This is a genomic window from Sphingomonas sp. jy18 (assembly GCF_056931895.1).
On sequence record NZ_JBXPBT010000004.1, the window covers coordinates 151,769 to 172,409 of the forward strand.

Consider the following 20,641-nt stretch of genomic DNA (forward strand, 5'->3'; position numbering starts at 1 on the left):
CATCGTTCAGGCAATTGCGGGGCTGGGCAATAGATGTTACGCTGTCTTATCGTTGCAATACAGGAATAAACATGCGCGTCCTTGCACTCATCACCGTTGCCGCGCTGGCCACCGTGCCGGCGCTCGCTTTCACTCAGGCAGAAGCGCCGGCGACGGTGCCGGCCGATCAGGCAAAGGCGTCCGACGACCCGGCCGATCCGGACAACCGCGTGCGCTGTCGTCAGGTCGAAGTCACCGGCTCGCTGGTCAAGCGCGGCCGCGTGTGCCGCACCGTCCGAGAATGGCGCACGATTGCGGAGAATGGCAACTACAACGCCCGCAAGATGGTCGAAGATTCGACCAGCAAGCAGGGCGGCAACTAACGCGCGACCCGCTCAGGCGACGGTGAGCCTCAGCCCGCCGTCGCCTTCGTCGGCCTGCACCGTCGCGCCATCGGGCACGTCGCCTTTCAGGATCAGGTCGGCCAGCGGATCCTGCAGATAGCGCTGCACCGCGCGCTTCAGCGGGCGTGCGCCATAGACCGGATCATAGCCGACCCGGCCGAGCCAGGCGCGCGCCGCGTCGGTGAGCACCAGGTCGATCTTGCGATCCGCCAGCAGCTTGCCGACCCGCGCGACCTGGATGTCGACGATGCCGCCCATATGCTCCTGCGCCAGCCGGTGGAACAGGATGATCTCGTCGAGCCGGTTGAGGAATTCGGGGCGGAAGTGAGCACGCACCACGTCCATCACCTGATCCTCGACACTGGACACATCTGCCCCGTCCGGCATCGCGGCGATGGCGGCGCTGCCGAGATTGCTGGTCAGCACGATGATGGTATTGGTGAAATCGACCGTGCGGCCCTGCCCGTCGGTCAGGCGTCCGTCATCGAGCACCTGCAGCAGGATGTTGAAGACGTCGCCATGCGCCTTCTCGACCTCGTCGAACAGCACCACCTGATAGGGGCGGCGACGCACTGCCTCGGTCAACACCCCGCCTTCCTCATAGCCGACATAGCCGGGAGGCGCGCCGATCAGCCGGGCGACGCTGTGCTTTTCCATGAACTCCGACATGTCGATGCGTACCATCGCGCTGTCGTCGTCGAACAGATAGCCGGCCAGTGCCTTGGTCAGTTCGGTCTTGCCGACGCCGGTCGGCCCCAGGAACAGGAAGGAACCGAGCGGACGGTTTGGGTCCTGCAGACCGGCGCGTGAACGGCGCACCGCCTTGGCGACGGCTTCGACCGCCTGCGCCTGACCGATGACGCGCTTGCCGATGATGGTTTCCATCGCCATCAGCTTCTCGCGCTCGCCGGCCAGCATCCGTTCCGTCGGAATGCCGGTCCATTTGGCGACCACCGCAGCGATATCGTCGGCGGTGACTTCCTCTCGCAGCATCGCGCCCGCAGCGGCACCGGCGGCGTCGGCCAATTGCCGTTCGAGCTCGGGGATGCGGCCGTATTGCAGCTCACCCGCCTTGGCGAGGTCACCCGACCGCTGTGCCTGTTCCAGCTCGAGCCGCGCGGCATCGAGCTGTTCCTTGAGCTTGGCCTCGGCCTGGATCTTGTCCTTCTCCGCCTGCCAGCGCTGGGTCAGCTCGGCTGACTGCTGTTCCAGATTTGCAAGATCCTCCTGCAACTTCGCAAGACGGTCCTTTGACGCCGTATCGCTCTCACGCCCCAGCGCTTCGCGCTCGATCTTCAACTGGATGATGCGGCGGTCGAGCGTCTCGATTTCTTCGGGCTTGGATTCGACCTCCATGCGGATGCGGCTGGCGGCCTCATCCATCAGGTCGATGGCCTTGTCGGGCAGGAAGCGGTCGGTGATGTAGCGGTTGGAAAGGGTGGCCGACGCCACCAGCGCACCATCGGTGATGCGCACGCCATGGTGCAGCTCATATTTCTCTTTAAGGCCGCGCAGGATGCTGATCGTGTCTTCCACGGTCGGTTCGCCGACGAACACCGGCTGGAAGCGCCGCTGCAGTGCGGCGTCCTTTTCGACATGCTTGCGATATTCGTCGAGGGTGGTAGCGCCGATGCAGTGCAGCTCGCCGCGCGCCAGCGCGGGCTTGAGCAGGTTGCCGGCGTCCATCGCGCCCTCGCCCTTGCCGGCACCGATCAGCGTGTGCATCTCGTCGATGAACAGGATGACGTCGCCCTCGGCGGCCTTGACCTCGTCGAGCACGCCTTTCAGCCGTTCCTCGAACTCGCCGCGATATTTTGCGCCGGCGATCAGCGCGCCCATGTCGAGCGACATCAGGCGGCGGTTCTTGAGCGTGTCGGGGACGTCGCCGTTGGTGATGCGTAGCGCCAGCCCTTCGGCAATCGCCGTCTTGCCGACCCCGGGCTCGCCGATCAGGACGGGATTGTTCTTGGTGCGGCGGGCGAGAATCTGGATGGTGCGGCGGATCTCCTCGTCGCGGCCGATGACCGGGTCGAGCTTGCCCGACTCCGCTGCCTCGGTGAGGTCGCGGGCGAACTTTTTGAGAGCATCATAGCGGTCCTCTGCGCCGGCGGTGTCTGCAGTGCGGCCCTGGCGCAGCTCGTTGATCGCGCGATTGAGCGCCTCGGCGGTGACGCCGGCCTCGGCCAATGTCTTGCCGGCGGGCGTGCCGCCGGACATCGCCAGCGCCAGCAGCAGGCGTTCGACCGTGACGAAGCTGTCGCCGGCCTTGGTGGCGATCTGCTCCGCGGAATCGAGCGTGCGCACCAGATCATTGTCGATGCCCGGCGCGCTTTGTGCCCCGCTGCCGGTGACGGCCGGCACCTTGGCCAGCGCCGCGTCGACGCTGGACAGAGCGCGCTTGGCATCGCCGCCCGCGCGGCCGATCAGCCCGGCCGCCATGCCCTGCTCATCGTCGAGCAGCGCTTTCAGCAAATGGTCGTTGCCGATCCGCTGGTGATTCAGGCGAATCGCAATCGTCTGTGCGGCCTGCAGAAAACCCTTGGCGCGGTCGGTCAGTTTTTCGAGATTCATGGCACGTCCCCGTTGAGCGATGGGCTCAAGTTAGTGTTGCAATCGTGCAACACAAGGGGTGCCGATATATGCGGGTAACACGCAAGGTCCAGCCAGTCGCTTTTGGGATGCCAAGGCCTCGTCCGCCGCGTGGTGCCGCCCAGCGGTCAGGCTTGCACCTGCCCGGCCAAGCGCTTAGCCAACCGCGATGACCCGCACCCGAGCGGGCGGCGGGGAGAGTGTATGCGCTGGTTCAAACGTCTGGGCTTGGTCCTGCTCGCGCTGGTCGTCGTAACCGCCATCGGACTTGCCGTGTGGGAGCCGCTCACCGCCCGCGCTCCGGCTGCGGTGGCCTATACCCCCACCGATATCCGCATCGCGCGCGACAGCTATGGCGTGCCGCATATCTTCGGCCGCACCGATGCCGATGTCGCCTATGGCGTCGGCTACGCGCATGCCGAGGACGATTTCTCGACGCTGCAGGAGGTGCTGGCGATGACCCGCGGCCGTCTCGGCGCGATCATCGGGGCGGATGGGGCGAAGGTCGATTTCGCCGCCTATGTCATCGACGGGCGCGGGACGGTCGACCGGCAGTATGATAGGCTGCCCGATGACGTGAAGCTGATCTTGACGGCCTATGCGGCGGGCCTCAACCGCTATGCCGAGCGGCACCCCGATGAGGTCAAGCTTTCCAACCTGTTTCCGGTGACGCCGCAGGATGTGGTGACCGGGTTCGTCGTGCGCTCGCCGTTCTTCTTCGGGCTCGATTCGGTGCTGGGCAATCTGGTCGAGGGCAAGCCGCTCAACCGCGAGGGTGGGCCGCCAATTCCGGGGGTGAACCGTCCCCGCGAAACTGCGGATATGGAGGGCGGTGCCACATATTTCTCGAACACCCTGTTCGGCGCGGGCGAGGGGCAGAATGGCTCCAATGCCTTTGCCGTGGCCCCGGCGCGGTCGACCGATGGCACCACCTGGCTGGTATCCAATTCGCACCAGCCATGGACCGGCGGCGTCGCCTGGTACGAGATGGTGGTGCATTCGGATGAGGGCTGGGATTTTGCCGGCGCCAACTTCCCCGGCTCGCCCTATCCCTTCCTGGGGCACAACCGCGACCTTGGCTGGACCAACACCGTCAACCGCCCCGATCTGGTGGATGTCTATCGCCTGACACTCGACGAAAGCGGCACGCGCTACCGCTATGACGGCGGGTGGCGGCCGCTCGAATCGAAGCGGGTCTGGCTGCGCGTCAAATGGGGACCGTTCGTGCTGCCGGTGCCGCGCACCATCTACCGATCGGTACATGGGCCGGTGATCATCAACGAGTCCGGTGCCTTTGCCATGCGCTATGCCGGCATCGACAGCCTCGACATGGTCACCCAATATTACCGCATCCAGAAGGCTCGGAATTTCAGCGAGTGGCAGGCGGCGATGGCGGGGCAGGGGGTGCCGGCCACCAATTTCATCTACGCCGACCGAGAGGGCAATATCGGCCTGTTCTACAACGCGATGTTCCCCGATCGCCCCGCCGGGTTCGACTGGCGCGCGATTCTGCCGGGTGACACCAGCCGCGCGCTGTGGACGCGCACGCTGGCGTTCGACCGGGTGCCGCGGCTGGTCAATCCGGCCTCGGGCTATGTCATGAACGCCAACAACACGCCGTTCACCGCCGCTGGCCCCGGCGACGAGATCGATCCCGCGACCATCGACCCGCGGCTGGGCGTGGAGCTGGACGAGACCAATCGGTCATTACGCGCCATCGCGCTGTTCGAGGCGGCGGGGCAGATCGACGAGGCAGGGCTGAAGCGGATCAAATATGACACCGGCTATGAGCGCAGCGGCTATGCCGGGGCATTCATGCAGGCGATTGCGGCGCTCGACCTGTCCGGCGACGCCCGCCTTGCCGAGGCGCAGCGGCTGCTCGGGCGCTGGGATTGGCGGCTCGACGGACGCGGCGATGGCGATGCGCTGGCGCTGATGGTTCTGCGCCCGGCCAACCGCATCCATTATCTGCGCACCGGCGAACGGCCCGATGCACGAAGCATATTGTCCGATGCCGTGACGCATCTGCAGACCCATTTCGGGTCGCTCAACCCCGCGTTGGGTACGGTGCTCAGGCTGCGGCACGGGGAGGGCGCGACCGCTGTCGACCTGCCGCTCGACGGCGGCAACGACACGCTGCGCGCCTCGACGCTGTGGGATGAGGACCCCGACGGCCGGTTGCGCGTACGCCATGGCGACAGTTTCCTGATGTTCATCGCCTGGGACCGGGCGGGCAATGTTCGATCCGAATCAATACAGCCCTTCGGCGCTGCGACGACGCGGCCGGACTCGCCGCACCACAGCGATCAGGCGCCCCTGTTCGTGCGCCACCAGCTCAAGCCGGTACTGTTCGACAGGGCTGCCTTTCTGGCGACCAATCCGCGATTCTACCGGCCCTAGGATGATTTAACTACGCTTGTAGTTGCCCTCTTGCCTTTGCCATGCGCGCTGTCATAACTCACTGGCACACGCGCCCGCCCCCCCTTAGTCCATGGGCGCGATAAACAGGGACGAGACTGACATGCGCTTTACCGCTCTCCGCCTGCCGTTGCTGGCTGCCCTTTCGGCTGCGACCGTTCTGACGCCGATGACCTCCAGCCTGGCGCAACAGCGCAGCGAGGCACCCGCTGCTGCTCCGGTGCAGGCTCTGGTCGACCGGATCGACATTCCCTACGAGCGTTTCGTGCTCGACAACGGGCTGACCGTCATCGTCCACACCGACCGCAAGGCGCCGGTCGTGGCCACCTCGATCTGGTACGATGTCGGCTCCAAGCATGAGCCCGCCGGCAGCACCGGCTTTGCCCATCTGTTCGAGCATCTGATGTTCAACGGATCGGAAAATGCGCCCAACGACTTTTTCCAATATACGGCAGAAATCGGCGCGACCGACCAGAATGGCACCACCAACCCCGATCGCACCAACTATTTCCAGACCGTGCCGACCGGCGCGCTGGAGCGCGCGCTGTTCCTCGAGGCCGACCGCATGGGCCATCTGCTTGGCGCGGTGACGCAGGAAAAGCTCGATAACCAGCGCGGTGTCGTCCAGAACGAGAAGCGTCAGGGCGACAACCAGCCGTTCGGCCTGCTGCGCTATTACATCTTCGAAAATCTCGTGCCGCGCGGCCACCCCTATTATCATTCGACCATCGGCTCGATGGCAGATCTCAATGCTGCCAGCCTCGACACGGTGCAGAACTGGTTCCGCACCAACTATGGCCCCAATAATGCCGTGCTGGTGCTGGCCGGGGATATCGATGCCGCCACCGCCCGCCCGCTGGTCGAGCGCTGGTTCGGCGGTTTCCCGCGTGGGCCCGAGGTGGTCCACCCGGCAGTCGAGATTCCCACCCTGCCTGCGCCGCTGGCGCGCGAGGTGACCGACCAGATCGCCACCACCCGCATCTATCGCATGTGGACCGTGCCCGGCTGGGGCGCCGAGGATACGCCGGCATTGCAGATCGCCGGCAGCGTGCTGGGCGGGCTCAATTCGAGCCGCCTCGATAACGCGCTGGTGCGCGGCGAGCAGTTGGCGGTCAGCGTATCCGCCGGGGCCCAGGCGTTCGAGGATCTGGGTATCTTCCTGATCTCGGCCGACGTGAAGCCCGGGGTCGATCCGGAGCTGGTGGCGCGCCGGCTCGATGAAATCACCGCTCAGTTTCTGCGCGAAGGCCCCACCGCCGATGAGGTCCAGCGTGCGGTCATGTCCGGCCTGTCGGGCCAGCTCGACGGGCTGGAGTCGGTCGGTGGCTTCGGCGGCAAGGCAACCCAGCTGGCGCAGGGCGAGCTCTACATGGGCGATCCGGCCTTCTACCGCACGCAGATCCGCCGCTACGCCAGTGCGACGCCGGAACAGGTGCGCGAGGTGACCAACCGCTGGCTGTCGCGGCCGGTGTTCTCGCTGACCTATCGCCCCGGTCCGCGCACCGACACCGGCGATGGCCGCGGCGGCGCGATCGCCGATCCGCAGGCCGCAGTCGATGCCGCCTTCGCCGCCAACTTCTATCGCACGCCGCAGTCGGCGAACGAGCGGGCGCTCGGCCGCACCGGTGTTGCCGCAATGTCGGCGCAGGATGCACCAGCCGCCGGGACGCCTGCCGCTGCGCCCGCCGCTCCGCCGGCGCCCACCATCCAGCCGCCGGCGCTCGGCCAGATCGGCGATCTCGATTTCCCCGCCATCGAACGCGGCCGGCTGCGCAACGGCATTCCGGTCTATTTTGCGCGCCGCTGGGCGGTGCCGACGGTGCGGGCGACGATCAATTTCGACGCCGGGGCTGCGGCCGACCCGCGTGACCGGCTCGGCACGCAGGCGCTGATGCTCAACCTCATGGACGAAGGCACCACCACGCTCGATTCGACCGCGCTCGCCGAAGCGCAGGAGCGGCTCGGCATGGGCCTTTCGACCGGGTTCGACACCGACCGCACCGGGGTGAGCATCTATGCCCTCGCTCCCAACATGCGCGCTTCCTTTGCCCTGTGGGCGGACGTGGTGCGCAATCCGGCCTTTGCTCCGGACGAGATCGAGCGGCTGCGCACGCAGCAGCTGACCGGGATCACTGCGGAGCTCAACAACCCCAACGCGCTGGCCGCCCGGGCGACCAACCCGGCGCTCTACGGCGCCGGCCATCCTTATGGCGCGGTATCGGGCAACGGCACGGTCGGCTCGGTGCGGGCGATCACCCGCGACGACCTGACCGGCTTCTACAGCCGCTGGGTGCGCCCGGACAACGCCAGCATCTATGTGGTCGGCGATACCGACCTGCGCACCGTGGTGGCCGAGCTCAACCGTGCCTTCGGCGACTGGCGCGCGCCATCGACGCCCAAGGGGGTCAAGGACTTCTCGGTCGCGATTCCCGCGCCGAGCCCGCGTATCCTGCTGGTCAACCGGCCCAACTCGCCGCAGTCGGTGATCGTTGCGGCACAGGTGCTGTCCGCCCGCGGGCGCGACGACCTGCTGACGCTGCGCCAGGCCAACGATGTGCTCGGCGGCAGCTTCCTCAGCCGCATCAATACCAATCTGCGCGAAACCAAGGGTTGGTCCTATGGCTCGCGCTCGGTGCTGGGCGGGCAGGAGGAGCAGGTGCTGTTCCGCGTGATCGCCCCGGTGCAGGCAGACAAGACCGCGGACGCCATCCGTGAGGTTCAGGCCGAGGTCGGGCGCTTCATCGGCGCGTCGGGGGTGACGCCGGAGGAACTGGCGCGCACCAGCAACGAATCGATCCGTGGCCTGCCCGGCGAGTTCGAAACCTCGGGCGCGGTGCTGGATGGCATCCAGAACATCATCGAACTGGGTCGCCCCGACAGCTTCTACGAGGATCTGGCGGCGCGCTACCGCGCGATGACGGCGGAAGAGATGAATGCGGCGCTGCGGGCGCAGGTCGATCCGGCCAAATTCACCTATATTGTCGTGGGCGATGCCTCTATCGTTGCGCCGCAGCTTGACGGACTCGGTCTGCCCGTGGAAACCGTCGATCCCGCAACGCTCGGCGGCCAATAAGCCGCCAGCATCCGCATCACAGGAAGGAAGAGACCATGTCCGTCGAAGGCAGCTACGATTGCATTACCAAGTCGCCGATGGGTGACCAGAAGTCCGTCTTCACCGTCAAGGTCGACGGCGACACCTTCACCGGCCAGAATGCAGGCGCGATGGGCAGCCTCGACGTGCAGAACGGCAAGGTCGACGGCAACACGCTGACCTGGACGATGGACATGAAGGTGCCGATGCCGATGACGCTGAAGTGCACCGCCACGGTCGATGGCGACACGCTGACCGGCACCATCGACACCGGCGCGTTCGGCAAGATGGCGATGAACGGCACCCGTCAGGGCTGATCGGCCCGTTCAGTCGCTGATATGTTGCAACGCCGTCTCTGCCCTGCCGGGTGGAGGCGGCGTTTTGCATTTGTCGCTAGGGCCGATCGGGCTCAGTCTCCGGTCTGGCCGAGGCGGGCAGCGTGCCAGTGCAAATGGTCTGCCATGAAGGTCGAGACAAAATGATAGCTGTGGTCGTAACCGGGCTGCAGGCGGTAATCGAGAGCGATGCCGGCGTCGGCACAGGCGCGCACCAATGTTTCCGGCTGCAGTTGCGGGCCCAGGAAATTGTCGGCATCGCCCTGATCGACAAGCAGCGCATCGATGCGCGCGCCGTCCTCGATCAGCGCCACCGTGTCATGCCGCCGCCACGCAGTCCTGTCGGTGCCGAGATAGGCTGACAGCGCCTTCTGGCCCCACGGCACCGCCCCCGGATTGACGATCGGGGCGAAGGCGCTGGCGGCCCGGTAGCGACCGGGCAGGCGCAGCGCGGCGGTCAGCGCGCCATGGCCGCCCATCGAATGCCCTAGGATCGATTGCCGCGCCATGTCGACTTGGAAATGCGTTGCGACCAGCGCGGGCAGCTCTTCGGTGACATAGCCCCACATACGATAGTGGCGGTCGAACGGGGCTTGGGTGGCATCGACGTAGAAGCCCGCGCCCAGGCCGAAATCCCACGCTCCCTCGGGATCGTCCGGCACATCCTCGCCGCGCGGCGAGGTGTCCGGCGCGATGAAGGCGAGGCCGAGATCGGCGCAGGCGCGGCGATACTCGCCCTTGTCGGTGACATTGGCATGGGTGCAGGTCAGGCCCGACAGATACCAGACCAGCGGCGGCCGCGGGTGCTGCGCTGCATCTGGCATAAACAGCGAAAAGGTCATCGGCGTCCCGGTCGCAGTCGAGGCGTGGCGATAGACGCCCTGCTGCCCGCCATGGGCCCGGGCAACGGAGAGGGTTTCGAAGGTCATGGCGCGTCTGGTTCCTGCCTGGCTCGCGATTTGGTGACGATGGGGCTCGAGAAAGCCCGCTCATGACATGGGGGGAACTATCTACCAAGCAAGGAGTTTCCCGAAACGGATGCGCGCGCCCCGCCCCTGCCGGGCGGTGGGCGCGTCGGGAGGATGCCTTTTTTGCCTTACAGTCTGAACGCGGTCGATGTGGACCGCAACGATCATGGCCAAGCCTTCTGGCGTCACGCCGGACAGGCGGAGATCGCGCTTCCCAAGCTCGACGAGATCGTCTCGCTCGACGACCGTGAATTCCGGCTGGTGGCAGAGCATCTGCCGATGCTGTGCTGGATCGCGCGCGCCGACGGCTTCATCGTCTGGTACAACCGGCGCTGGCACGACTATTGCGGCACTACCCCGGACGAAATGCGCGGCTGGGGCTGGGAAGCAGTGCACGACCCGAACCGTCTGGCGCTGGTCAAGGAGCGCTGGGCAGACAGCATCGAGAGCGGCGAGCCGTTCGAGATGGTGTTTCCGCTGCGCGGGGCCGATGGGCAGCTGCGGCCATTCCTGACCCGCATCGTGCCGCTGCACGCACCCGACGGGTCGATCGCGCGCTGGTATGGCGTCAACATGGAAATCAGCGCGCAGTTGCGCGCCGAAGCCGCGCTCAGCGACACCAAGGCGCGCTACGATGTGCTGACGGAGGCGATGCCGCAGATGGTGTGGTCCACCCTGCCGGATGGCCATCACGACTATTACAACGAGCAATGGTACCGCTTCACCGGTGTGCCTTACGGGTCGACAGATGGTGAGGGCTGGAACGACATGTTCCATCCCGACGATCAGGACCGGGCATGGGCACGCTGGCAGCACAGCCTTGACACCGGCGAACCCTATGAGATCGAATATCGCTTGCGGCACCACAGCGGCGCCTATCGATGGACGCTCGGCCGTGCCCTGCCGGTGCGCGACGGCAAAGGCGCGATCATCCGCTGGATCGGCACCTGCACCGACATTCATGATGCCAAGCAGGCGGCGCAGCAGAACGAGATATTGAGCCGCGAGCTGGCGCACCGCATCAAGAACATCTTCGCGGTCATTACCGGGCTGATCGGCCTTTCGGCGCGGCACGAGCCGGCCGCCAGCGATTTTGCCAGCCGGCTGACCAACCGCATCCTGGCGCTGAGTCGGGCGCATGAGTTCGCACGGCCGCATAGTGACCTGTCGCGCCCCGAATTCGTCACCACCTCGCTCGCGGCCATGCTGGCCGATCTGATGCAGCCCTATCAGATTACCGACCAGCAGCGCGTGCGCATCAGCGGCGGGGACTTGCCGGTCGACGATCAGGCAGCGACGCCGATCGCGCTGGTGTTCCATGAGCTCGCGACCAATGCGGCCAAATATGGCGCGCTGTCGACCGAAGAGGGCAGCGTCACCATCGATCTCGCCACCGTCGACGAGCTTCTGGAAATCCGCTGGCGCGAGCATGGCGGACCGGCCATCGAAAGCACGCCCGCCCATAGCGGCTTCGGCAGCCGCCTGTCGGAGCTCAGCATCCGCCAACAGCTTGGCGGTACGATTGAGCGGCACTGGAACCGCGACGGACTGGAAGTGGTGTTGATGCTCAACCCCGGCCATCTGGTGAGGGCCGCGAAAGACAGCGAGATCTGAGCGGTCAGACACCCAGCGATTTAGAGCCTGACTCGGTTCGGGTTGCATTGGAATTGCAGGCTGCGAGCGTATCGGTTCCTGCGGCGATGCGCAGTATCAATGATGTTTGTTTGCGAGGCGTGCTTCGACAAGCTCAGCACTACGGTTCAAAGAGAACAGGGCAAGGCTCTGGCACTTGCTACGCCGATCAGGCGCTTTCGGGGCGATCCCGAAAGGGGATGACGCCGCGCGGCGCGGGTGCCGGCACACCCATCCGGCGATTGACCGCATAAGTGAGCCCGTCGCGCATCGTGCCAGCCTCGCACGGCTTGGTCATCACGCCCAGCGTGCCGGGCACACCATCCCCAAGCATCCGCGGATTGGCGGTAACATAAAGGACGCTGATGCCCTGACGGGACAATGCCGCGCCGATCTGCGGGCCGGTCGGGCCGTCGCGAAGATTGAGGTCGACCAGCGCCACGTCGGGATGCTCCTCGGCCAGCGAGTAAGCGGAAGGCGCGTCGGCTGCGATGCCGACCGATGTATAGCCGAGATCCTCGATCAGCGCCTGCAAATTCGCCGCCACGAGAAATTCGTCTTCTACAATCAGAACCTTGACCGCCATGACCTGTGTCTGCTTCCTTGCGCGTCCGAGTTGGGCTGCCTCATAACGTCATGTCCTGCAAACGGTTCCACTCACCGCTGGTCCGGATGCTAGGTCGTAAACTCATTAAATGCGCGTTCGAGGTTCGAGGCCATTTTGTTCAGGGCAAGGCGGCAAGGCGCAGGGATAGTGGTTCTATCTCCAGCCTTGCCAACGCGGCTCTGGACAAAATGGGTCGAACCCCTGCGGGGCGGTGAAATGGCTTCGATCTCGGCTCCAGACGGCCTTGCAGGTGGAACCACCACCCGCGGCGGCCGCCTGAACCCGATATGTTCAGCTGCGCTGGCCTTCGGCTCCGCCATTTCATCGCCTCGAACGCGCATTTAATGAGTTTACGACCTAGGGACTCCCCTCTCCGGGCAGCGTTTCGCTGGGCAGATAGCCTGTGGGTTCGAGGGCATCGCCCTCCGGCTCGGCATGGATCATCACGTCCGCCCCGGGCACCAGCGCGGCGATGCGCTGCTCCATGTCATGCATCACCTGATGCGCTGCGGCGACGCTGGTCGCTGGCGGAAACCACAGATGGAACTGCACGAATTCCTGCGCGCCGCTGGTACGCGTCTTGAGCAGGTGGATGGTGCGGGCTTCGGGAAAATCGGCGAGTGCGGCGAGCAGTGCGCGCTTGCGCTCGTCCGGCCATTCCCGGTCGAGCAACTGGTCGACGACATGGCGCGCGCTGTTCCAGGCGCCCCACAGCAGCCACAGCGCGATTGCCGCGCCGAACAGCGCATCGGCGCCGCGCAGGCCCAGCATGCCATCGAGCAGCAGCGCGGCAATCACCGCGATGTTGAGGGCGAGGTCCGACTGGTAATGGAGGCTGTCGGTGGAGATGGCGACCGATCCGGTGCGCGCCACTACCCGCCGCTGCACGTTGAGCAGCAGCAGGGTCAGCACTATGGCGACGAGCGAGACGCCGATGCCATATTCGGGGTGACTGGTAGTGGCGCCATTCAGCCAGCGATCGATCGAGCGCCACCCGATCCACAAAGCGGACGTAAAAACCAGGGCAAGCTGGGCCATCGCCACCAGCGCCTCGACCTTGCCATGGCCGAAGCGATGCTCATTGTCGGCCGGCATCGCGGCCAGACGGACGCCAACCAGCGTCACCAGGCTGGCGGCGAGGTCGAGCGCGGTATCGGCAAGGCTGCCGAGCAGGGCGGTCGATCCGGTGACCCACGCCGCCCACGCTTTGAGCAACGCCAGAATGAGCGCGACGAGGACGCTGGCCAGCGCCGCGCGGCGCACCAGTGCGCTGCGTTCGGCGAAATGCGATGCGGTGTCGGGCGTCGCCGCCGTCACGGGTAGAGCATCGACTGGCTCCAGCCGCCCTTGCCGTCGGCCACATACAGCCTGCGGCGATGCAGCCGGAACTCGCCATCTTCCCAAAGCTCGATGCGCTGCGGCGCTACCCTGAAGCCGGACCAGTGGGCCGGGCGCGGCACCTCGCCCACGGCATGGCGGGCACCGATTTTGGCGACGCGCGCCATCAGCGTTGCCATGCTGTCGAGCGGGCGCGACTGGTCCGATGCGGCGGCACCGATCCGGCTGACCCGGCTGCGGCTGGCGAAATAGGCGTCTGCCTCGGCATCGCTCACCGGATGCACCGGCCCTTCGACGCGTACCTGACGGCGCAGCGACTTCCAGTGGAACAGCAGCGCGGCCTGCGGGTGCACCGCCAGCGCCTGTCCCTTGCGGCTCTCCAGATTGGTGTAGAACACAAAGCCGTCGGCATCATGCCCCTTGAGCAGCACCATCCGCACCGCCGGGCTGCCGTCCGCGTCCACCGTGGCGAGCGCCATCGCGTTGGGGTCATTGGGCTCGCTGGCTTCGGCCTCGGCCAGCCATGCGGAGAATATTTCGATAGGAGAGTCGGTCATTTACTGTTGCCTCGGGTCAAACCTTACCCGTCATTGCGAGCGAAGCGAAGCAATCCAGTGTTGCGCAGCACCACCCTGGTTTGCTTCGCTTCGCTCGCAATAACGAAGGAAGAGTCCGTCGCGGCTCTATCCCCATCGGTCAAACGGTCAACCTCTCCTTGCCGTGCGCTACTGTATTGCCTAGCTAGAGCGCATGGCCAGTGATCCTTACACCCTGCTCGGCGTGGCGCGTTCCGCCAGCGATGACGATATCAAGAAAGCCTATCGCAAGCTTGCCAAGGAACTGCATCCTGACCGCAATCAGGACAACCCCAAGGCGTCCGAACGCTTCTCGGCCGTGACCAACGCCTATGACCTGCTTTCGGACAAGGACAAGCGCGGCCGGTTCGACCGGGGGGAGATCGATGGCGACGGCAATCCGACCAGCCCGTTCGGCGCGTCGGGCAGCTATGGCGGCTATCGTGGCGATCCGCGGCGTCCCGGCCCTGGCGCGGGCCCCTGGGGCGCCCAGCAGCGCCCGGGTGCGGACTTTGCCGGAGGATCCGATTTCGGCAGCATCTTCGACGATCTGTTCGGCGGCTCCTCCCGCCGCGCACCGCCGCCGCGCGGGGCCAATGTCAACTACCGCCTGGCGGTCGGCTTCGTCGATGCCGCCACCCGCGCCACCCAGCGCATCACCCTGCGCGACGGAACGACCATCGATCTGAAGCTGCCTGCCGGTGTCGAATCCGGCACCCAGATGCGCCTCGCCGGCAAGGGCGAGCGTGGGCCCGGCGGCACGGGCGATGCTACCGTCACCATCGAGGTCAAGCCCCACGCCTTCTTCCGCCGCGATGGCAGCGACATCCGTCTCGACCTGCCGATCAGCCTGATCGAGGCAGTGGGCGGCGCCAAGGTCAAGGTGCCGACCGTCGACGGCCCGGTTATGCTGGCGATTCCCGCCGGCTCGAGCTCGGGCAAGGTGCTTCGCCTCAAGGGCAAGGGGTTCAGTCGCAAGGACGGCACGCGCGGCGACCAGCTGATCATGCTGCAGGTCGATCTGCCCGCCGACGATGAAGCGCTGGCGGCCTTTGCCCGCCAGTGGCGCGACGAGCGCAACATTCGGGCGACCCTGGGCGTTTGAACCGGATGCCCGGTGATCTGCCTGCCAGCGAAGACCAGTCCGTGCGCGACACGGTGGCCGAGGTGGCAGCCGAATTCGAAGCCGTCGGCCGCAGCCCGCACTCGCCGGAGGCACGGCGCGAACGCGCGCGCCGCATCAACCGGCTGGGCAAGATGCGCGGCGCACTGGATCGTTCCTGGCGTTCGGTGGGCCCGGGCACGCGCATCTACAATGTCGCGCGGCGGGTGGCGGTGGGCACCTATTTCGATGGCTTCATCCATGCCGGCAACCTTGCCTATCTGGCGCTGATCGCGCTGTTTCCCTTTTTCATAACCGCGACGGCGGTGATGAGCGCGTTCGGCCAGACCGACGAAGGTGTCCACGCGCTGGAGGTCGTGCTGAGCGTGATGCCGCCCGAAGTTGCCAAGACGCTGGCCGGGCCGATCCGCGACGTGCTGTCGGCGCGCAGCGGCTTGTTCCTGTGGCTCGGCGGGCTGGTCGGGCTGTGGACGGTCGGCAGCCTGATCGAGACGGTGCGGGACATATTGCGGCGCGCGTATGGCACGCAGGCGCGCAAGAGCTTCTGGCAGTATCGGCTTTATTCGATCGGGCTGATCATCGGTGCGGTGCTGCTGCTGCTGCTCTCGTTCAGCCTGCAGGTGATCACCGTCGGCATCGAACAGTTCATCGATCGCGTCCTGCCCGCCGAATTTTCGGGGCTGGGCGGCATTGCCCTGTCGCGCCTGATTTCCGGTGGCGGGCTGTTTCTGTCACTGTACATCCTGTTCTATTCGCTGACCCCGCACAGCTACCGCGGATCGCACGCGCCCAAGTGGCCGGGGGCACTGGCGACCACCCTGTGGTGGATCGGCGTGACGCTGGCACTGCCGCCGCTGCTGGCCGGCCTGATGAGCTATGACGCCACCTATGGCAGCCTGGCCGGCGTGATGGTCGCGCTGTTTTTCTTCTATCTGATCGGGCTCGGGGTCGTTATCGGGGCGGAATTGAATGCGGCGCTTGCGGAAAGCCCGGAGGAGGCGGCCAACCGGATTGGCCAGTCCGACGACCGCGCTCGCAGCCAAAGCCAGAGGAGCATGTGAATGAGCGGATTGATGGCTGGCAAGCGTGGCCTGATCATGGGCCTCGCCAATGACAAGTCGCTGGCCTGGGGCATTGCCAAGGCACTGCATGCGCAGGGTGCGGAGCTGGCGATCAGCTATCAGGGCGATGTCATGCTCAAGCGGGTCAAGCCGCTGGCCGACCAGCTCGGCTGCGATTTCCTGATCGACTGCGATGTGGCGGAGATGGACAATCTCGACGCCGCCTTCGCGACGCTGGCCGCGCGCTGGCCGACCATCGATTTCATCGTCCACGCCATCGGCTATACCAACAAGGAGGCGCTGCGCGGCAAATATAGCGCCATCGGGCTCGACGATTTCCTGATGACGATGAACATCAGCGTCTACAGCTTCACCGCCGTCGCCGCGCGCGCCGCGCCCATGATGAGCGCGGGCGGATCGATGCTGACGCTGAGCTACTATGGCGCGGAAAAGGTCGTGCCGCACTATAACGTCATGGGCGTCGCCAAATCGGCGCTGGAGACCAGCGTCAAATATCTGGCCAACGACTTCGGCCCTGCCGGCATCCGCGTCAACGCCATCTCCGCCGGCCCGATCAAGACGCTGGCGGCGAGCGGCATCGGCGACTTCCGCTACATCCTCAAATGGAACGAATATAACAGCCCGCTGCGCCGCAACGTCACCATCGACGATGTCGGCGGCTCGGCGCTGTACCTGATGTCGGACCTGTCAGCCGGTGTCACCGGGGAAACGCACCATGTCGATGCGGGCTATCACACGGTCGGCATGAAGCAGGAAGACGCACCGGATATTGCGCTGGGGTAGCTGACGAACAGCCGTCGCCCCGGACGTGATCCGGGGCCGTTCTCGACCTCGTGCAGCGGTGCAATCGGCCTCGGATCACGTCCGGGGCGACGCTAGACGGTTACAGTCGGCCAACCCAACCCGATAGTCCGCAAACCGGGGCTCCCATCCCAGCAACCGCTTGGCCCGCCCGTTCGCGACCCGACGGTTCTCGGCATAGAAGGCCCGGGCCATCGAGCTGAGCGACGGATCGTCGATACCGATCAGCGGCGGGTGGGGCATGCCCAGCATGGCGGCGGCGGCTTCGATGACCCGGTTCTGGCTGCACGGCCAGTCGTCGGCGATGTTGAACGCACCCGTGGCGTTGCTAGAGAATGAGGCGATGATCGCGCCCGCGATGTCATCGACATGCACGCGGCTGAACACCTGATCGGCCAGATCGACCCGATGCGCCTGTCCCGCGCGCACGCGCTCCAGCGCGCTGCGCCCCGGCCCGTAGATGCCCGGCAAGCGGAATACCCGCACCTCGGCCCGCAACCCCAGCCATGCCGCATCCGCCAGATTGCGCGCTGCCCGCCGCCCCAATATCGGCGCGCTTTCATCGACCCACGCCCCGCCGGCATCGCCGTAGACCCCGGTCGAGGAGAGGTAGCTGACCCAGTCGAGCGGCGCGAGCGCGATGGCCTGCCCGTAGCAATCGAGCACCGGATCGCGCCCTTCGCCCGACGGCGGCACCGACGACAGGACATGGCTCGCCCGGCGCAGTGCCGCGAGCACCGCCGCTTCGTCGTCGAACCGGATCGTGCCGCCGCGCCCGTCGCGCGTGGTGCCGGTCACGTCCCACCCGCGCGCTTCGAGGCGGCGGGCGAGGTGGCTGCTGGTGTAGCCGAGGCCGAAGATGAGAAGAGTGGTCACAAAATTCTCCGTCGCCTCGGCCCCCGAGCCGGGGCCGCTGGCAGCATTGCGCTACGTCGATAGCGGTCCCGGCTCAAGGCCGGGGCGACGTTGACGATTGCACCCCGCTGCCCCCTGTCCTACCCTCTCCGCCATGCTCGACTCCCCAGCCCCCATCGCCGTCACCACCATCCATCGCGGCGATTATCGCGTGCCAGATTGGCTGGTCGAGACTGTCCACCTTGATTGCGCGCTGGGGCTGAGCGAGACCGTCGTCTCCGCGACCCTGTCGATCAAGCGCAACGGCGCACACGATCGCCCCTTGCTGCTCGACGAGGACGGCGCGCTGCCCCAAGGGCTGGCGGTCGACGGGGTGCCGACATCGTTTGAGCGCCGCGACCGGCAGATTGCGATTGCGGTGCCCGGCGATGCCGCGACGGTCACCTTCACGACCCGCATCGATCCGGCGGCCAACAGCAAGCTGTCGGGTCTCTACGCCTCCAACGGGCTGCTGTGCACGCAGTGTGAGGCGGAAGGGTTCCGGCGGATTATCCCCTTCGTCGACCGGCCCGACAATATGAGCGTGTACACGGTGCGGCTGGAGGCGGACAAGGCGGCGTTCCCGGTGCTGCTGGCCAATGGCGAACTGACCGGGCAGGGCGATCTGACCGATGGTCGCCATTACGCCATCTGGCACGACCCTTGGCCCAAGCCGAGTTACCTGTTCGCGCTGGTCGCGGGCGATCTGGTCGCCAATCGCGATGTGTTCACGACCATGAGTGGCAAGACCGTCGACCTCGCCATCTATGTCCGTGATGGCGATGTGCCGCGCACCGCACATGCGATGGCCGCGCTCAAACATTCGATGGCGTGGGATGAGCGTGTCTATGGCCGCGAGTATGACCTGTCGGTGTTCAACATTGTCGCGGTGGCGGATTTCAACGCGGGCGCGATGGAGAACAAGGGCCTCAACATCTTCAACACGCGGTACATATTGGCGGATGCCGACACCGCCACCGACCTCGATTTCGACGGGGTCGAGGGTGTGGTGGCGCATGAATATTTCCACAACTGGTCGGGCAACCGCGTCACCTGCCGCGACTGGTTCCAGCTCAGCCTGAAAGAGGGCTTCACCGTCTATCGCGACCAATGCTTCTCCGCCGACATGGGGTCGGCAGCGGTCAAGCGCATCGAGGACGTCCGCCTGCTGCGCGCCGCGCAGTTCCCTGAGGACGCCGGGCCGCTCGCCCATCCGATCCGGCCGGACAGCTATCAGGAAATCGGCAATTTCTACACCGCCACCGTTTACAACAAGGGTGCCGAAGTCATCCGCATGATGGCGACGATGGTGGGGGCGGAGCGGTTCCGCGCAGGCACCGACCTCTATTTCGACCGGCATGACGGCGAAGCGGCAACCTGCGAGGATTTTGTCCGTGCGATCGAGGATGGCGCCGACGTCGATCTGGCGCAGTTCCGCCTGTGGTATTCGCATGCCGGAACCCCGCGGGTGTCGGCACGCGTCGATCATGATGCCGCGAGCGGTGAGGCGGTGCTGCATCTGGCGCAGACCGTGCCGCCGACCCCAGGCCAGCCGGTCAAGCAGCCGATGGTGCTGCCGCTGCGCATCGCCGCGCATGATCCCGCCAGGAATGGGCCGGGAGACGAGCAGTTGGTCGTGCTGAACAGCGCCGAGGCCAGCGTTCCGCTTGGACAATTCTCCGCTGCACCGATGCTCTCGTTCAATCGCGGTTTTTCCGCGCCGATCACCACCGATGTGCAGCGTGCGCCGGGTGAACTGGCCTGGCTTGCCGCGCATGATGACGACCCGTTTGCCCGGTACGAGGCGCTGCAGGCGCTGATGCTCGAAACGCTGGTCGCGCGTGTTTCCGGAAATGCGGTGTCGTTCGACGCTGTCGTCGAAGCGGTCGGCAACATGCTGACCGACTGGCGCAGCGATCCGGCTTTCGTCGCCGAGGCGTCGATGCTGCCCAGCGAGAGCTTCGTCGGCGACCAGATGCTGGTGGTCGATCCCGATGCCATCCGCCGCGAGCGCCGCGCGCTGCAACGCGCCATCGGACGGACGCATGAGGGGTTGCTGCGCGCGATCCATGCAGGCACCGCCACCGACGCGACGATCATCACCCCCGAAACCAAGGCGATGCGCAAGCTGCGCACGCTGGCACTGATGCTGCTGTGGGCCAGCGATGCGGCGGATGCCCCGGCCATCGCGCTCGCGCAGTTCGAGGCGGCTGGCGGCATGACCGACCGGCAAGGCGCGCTCGGCGTGCTCAGCCACATGAATGCGCCCGAGCGGGACGCGGCGCTCGCTGCCTTCTACGCGCGCTACCACCATGACGCGCTGGTGCTCGACAAATGGTTTTCGACCCAGGCCTTCTCTTTGCGAGACGATACGGTCGAGGCAGTCAGGGCACTGGCGCAGCACCCCGATTTCACCCTTGCCAACCCCAACCGCGTCCGCTCTCTCTATGGCGCGTTCGCCGGCAACCAGGGCAGCTTCCACCGCGCCGACGGGGCGGGTTACGAGTTGCTGGTCGATCTGATCATCGCGCTCGACCCGAAAAACCCCGCCACCGCAGCCCGCATGATCCCGCCGCTCGGCCGGTGGAAACGCTTCGATGAGGGCCGCGCCGCCAGGATGCGCGCGGGGCTGGAGCGGGTGCTGGCAACTCCGGGGCTGTCGCGGGATACGACCGAGCAGGCGAGTAAGAGCCTGGCGGGGTAGCGGTCCTCCCCCAACGGGGGAGGGGGACCATCCGAAGGATGGTGGAGGGGCAGGCGCGGCGTATCGCGAGGTCACGGGATAACCGCGTGCCCCTCCACCAG

The 20,641-nt window shown here is 66.1% G+C and carries 14 protein-coding genes and 1 pseudogene; 9 read left to right on the plus strand and 6 right to left on the minus strand.

Annotated features, from left to right (window positions below):
• Positions 1–71 precede the first annotated feature (71 nt).
• Positions 72–362, plus strand: a complete 291-nt coding sequence (locus tag AC0QC4_RS11600; RefSeq protein WP_483660059.1) for a hypothetical protein — start codon at positions 72–74, stop codon at positions 360–362.
• Positions 363–374: 12 nt separating this feature from the next.
• Here AC0QC4_RS11600 and clpB read toward each other — a convergent pair whose 3' ends face one another.
• The gene (gene clpB / locus AC0QC4_RS11605) at positions 375–2,954 is read right to left on the minus strand and encodes an ATP-dependent chaperone ClpB (RefSeq protein WP_483660060.1); all 2,580 of its coding nucleotides are present in this window, start codon (positions 2,952–2,954) and stop codon (positions 375–377) included.
• A gap of 222 nt (positions 2,955–3,176) precedes the next feature.
• Here clpB and AC0QC4_RS11610 point away from each other — a divergent pair, with 222 nt between their 5' ends.
• The 3 genes from AC0QC4_RS11610 (at position 3,177) to AC0QC4_RS11620 (ending at position 8,798) form a co-directional block, all read left to right on the plus strand.
• Positions 3,177–5,372: an acylase gene (locus AC0QC4_RS11610; protein ID WP_483660061.1), complete on the plus strand. Its 2,196-nt coding sequence runs from the start codon at positions 3,177–3,179 to the stop codon at positions 5,370–5,372.
• Positions 5,373–5,493: 121 nt separating this feature from the next.
• A complete protein-coding gene (locus tag AC0QC4_RS11615) occupies positions 5,494–8,463 on the plus strand; it encodes a M16 family metallopeptidase (protein ID WP_483660062.1) in 2,970 nt (989 codons plus the stop codon).
• Between the two features lie 35 nt (positions 8,464–8,498).
• Positions 8,499–8,798, plus strand: a complete 300-nt coding sequence (locus tag AC0QC4_RS11620) for a hypothetical protein (RefSeq protein WP_483660063.1) — start codon at positions 8,499–8,501, stop codon at positions 8,796–8,798.
• Between the two features lie 92 nt (positions 8,799–8,890).
• Here the strand turns inward: AC0QC4_RS11620 and fghA are convergent, their stop codons facing one another.
• Positions 8,891–9,745: an S-formylglutathione hydrolase gene (fghA, locus tag AC0QC4_RS11625; RefSeq protein ID WP_483660064.1), complete on the minus strand. Its 855-nt coding sequence runs from the start codon at positions 9,743–9,745 to the stop codon at positions 8,891–8,893.
• A gap of 162 nt (positions 9,746–9,907) precedes the next feature.
• On the opposite strand from fghA, the gene AC0QC4_RS11630 reads away from it, so the two are divergent.
• The gene (locus AC0QC4_RS11630; RefSeq protein WP_483660065.1) at positions 9,908–11,398 is read left to right on the plus strand and encodes a sensor histidine kinase; all 1,491 of its coding nucleotides are present in this window, start codon (positions 9,908–9,910) and stop codon (positions 11,396–11,398) included.
• A gap of 187 nt (positions 11,399–11,585) precedes the next feature.
• On the opposite strand, the pseudogene AC0QC4_RS11635 reads toward AC0QC4_RS11630, so the two are convergent.
• The 3 genes and pseudogenes from AC0QC4_RS11635 to pdxH all read right to left on the minus strand — a co-directional run.
• A pseudogene (locus AC0QC4_RS11635) lies at positions 11,586–12,014 on the minus strand (response regulator); the annotation flags it as partial.
• A 366-nt stretch (positions 12,015–12,380) separates the two neighbouring features.
• The gene (locus AC0QC4_RS11640) at positions 12,381–13,340 is read right to left on the minus strand and encodes a cation diffusion facilitator family transporter (protein WP_483660066.1); all 960 of its coding nucleotides are present in this window, start codon (positions 13,338–13,340) and stop codon (positions 12,381–12,383) included.
• Positions 13,337–13,918, minus strand: coding sequence for a pyridoxamine 5'-phosphate oxidase (gene pdxH, locus AC0QC4_RS11645; RefSeq protein WP_483660067.1), 582 nt, complete (start codon positions 13,916–13,918; stop codon positions 13,337–13,339). The genes AC0QC4_RS11640 and pdxH overlap by 4 nt, the downstream gene beginning before the upstream one ends.
• Before the next feature lie 193 nt (positions 13,919–14,111).
• Between pdxH and AC0QC4_RS11650 the strand changes: the two genes are divergently transcribed.
• From AC0QC4_RS11650 to fabI, 3 genes are read left to right on the plus strand one after another with little or no spacing between them, the layout of a single operon-like run.
• Positions 14,112–15,041: a DnaJ C-terminal domain-containing protein gene (locus AC0QC4_RS11650; protein ID WP_483660068.1), complete on the plus strand. Its 930-nt coding sequence runs from the start codon at positions 14,112–14,114 to the stop codon at positions 15,039–15,041.
• 5 nt (positions 15,042–15,046) lie between these two features.
• Positions 15,047–16,120 carry a YihY/virulence factor BrkB family protein gene (locus AC0QC4_RS11655; protein WP_483660069.1) on the plus strand — a complete coding sequence of 358 codons (1,074 nt, stop codon included), beginning with the start codon at positions 15,047–15,049 and terminating at the stop codon, positions 16,118–16,120.
• Positions 16,121–16,924, plus strand: coding sequence for an enoyl-ACP reductase FabI (fabI, locus tag AC0QC4_RS11660; protein ID WP_483660070.1), 804 nt, complete (start codon positions 16,121–16,123; stop codon positions 16,922–16,924). It begins immediately after the preceding gene.
• 75 nt (positions 16,925–16,999) lie between these two features.
• Here the strand turns inward: fabI and AC0QC4_RS11665 are convergent, their stop codons facing one another.
• A complete protein-coding gene (locus AC0QC4_RS11665) occupies positions 17,000–17,818 on the minus strand; it encodes a Rossmann-fold NAD(P)-binding domain-containing protein (protein WP_483660071.1) in 819 nt (272 codons plus the stop codon).
• 133 nt (positions 17,819–17,951) lie between these two features.
• Here AC0QC4_RS11665 and pepN point away from each other — a divergent pair, with 133 nt between their 5' ends.
• Positions 17,952–20,540 carry an aminopeptidase N gene (gene pepN, locus AC0QC4_RS11670; RefSeq protein WP_483660072.1) on the plus strand — a complete coding sequence of 863 codons (2,589 nt, stop codon included), beginning with the start codon at positions 17,952–17,954 and terminating at the stop codon, positions 20,538–20,540.
• Positions 20,541–20,641: the final 101 nt, after the last annotated feature.

Excerpts from the sequence above, each read along its gene's own strand:
- clpB (WP_483660060.1), bottom strand. The coding sequence starts at position 2,954 with ATGAATCTCGAAAAACTGACCGACCGCGCCAAGGGTTTTCTGCAGGCC.
- pepN (WP_483660072.1), top strand. The coding sequence starts at position 17,952 with ATGCTCGACTCCCCAGCCCCCATCGCCGTCACCACCATCCATCGCGGC.
- AC0QC4_RS11615 (WP_483660062.1), top strand. The coding sequence starts at position 5,494 with ATGCGCTTTACCGCTCTCCGCCTGCCGTTGCTGGCTGCCCTTTCGGCT.
- fabI (WP_483660070.1), top strand. The coding sequence starts at position 16,121 with ATGAGCGGATTGATGGCTGGCAAGCGTGGCCTGATCATGGGCCTCGCC.
- AC0QC4_RS11620 (WP_483660063.1), top strand. The coding sequence starts at position 8,499 with ATGTCCGTCGAAGGCAGCTACGATTGCATTACCAAGTCGCCGATGGGT.
- AC0QC4_RS11650 (WP_483660068.1), top strand. The coding sequence starts at position 14,112 with ATGGCCAGTGATCCTTACACCCTGCTCGGCGTGGCGCGTTCCGCCAGC.
- AC0QC4_RS11600 (WP_483660059.1), top strand. The coding sequence starts at position 72 with ATGCGCGTCCTTGCACTCATCACCGTTGCCGCGCTGGCCACCGTGCCG.
- AC0QC4_RS11655 (WP_483660069.1), top strand. The coding sequence starts at position 15,047 with ATGCCCGGTGATCTGCCTGCCAGCGAAGACCAGTCCGTGCGCGACACG.
- AC0QC4_RS11610 (WP_483660061.1), top strand. The coding sequence starts at position 3,177 with ATGCGCTGGTTCAAACGTCTGGGCTTGGTCCTGCTCGCGCTGGTCGTC.
- pdxH (WP_483660067.1), bottom strand. The coding sequence starts at position 13,918 with ATGACCGACTCTCCTATCGAAATATTCTCCGCATGGCTGGCCGAGGCC.
- fghA (WP_483660064.1), bottom strand. The coding sequence starts at position 9,745 with ATGACCTTCGAAACCCTCTCCGTTGCCCGGGCCCATGGCGGGCAGCAG.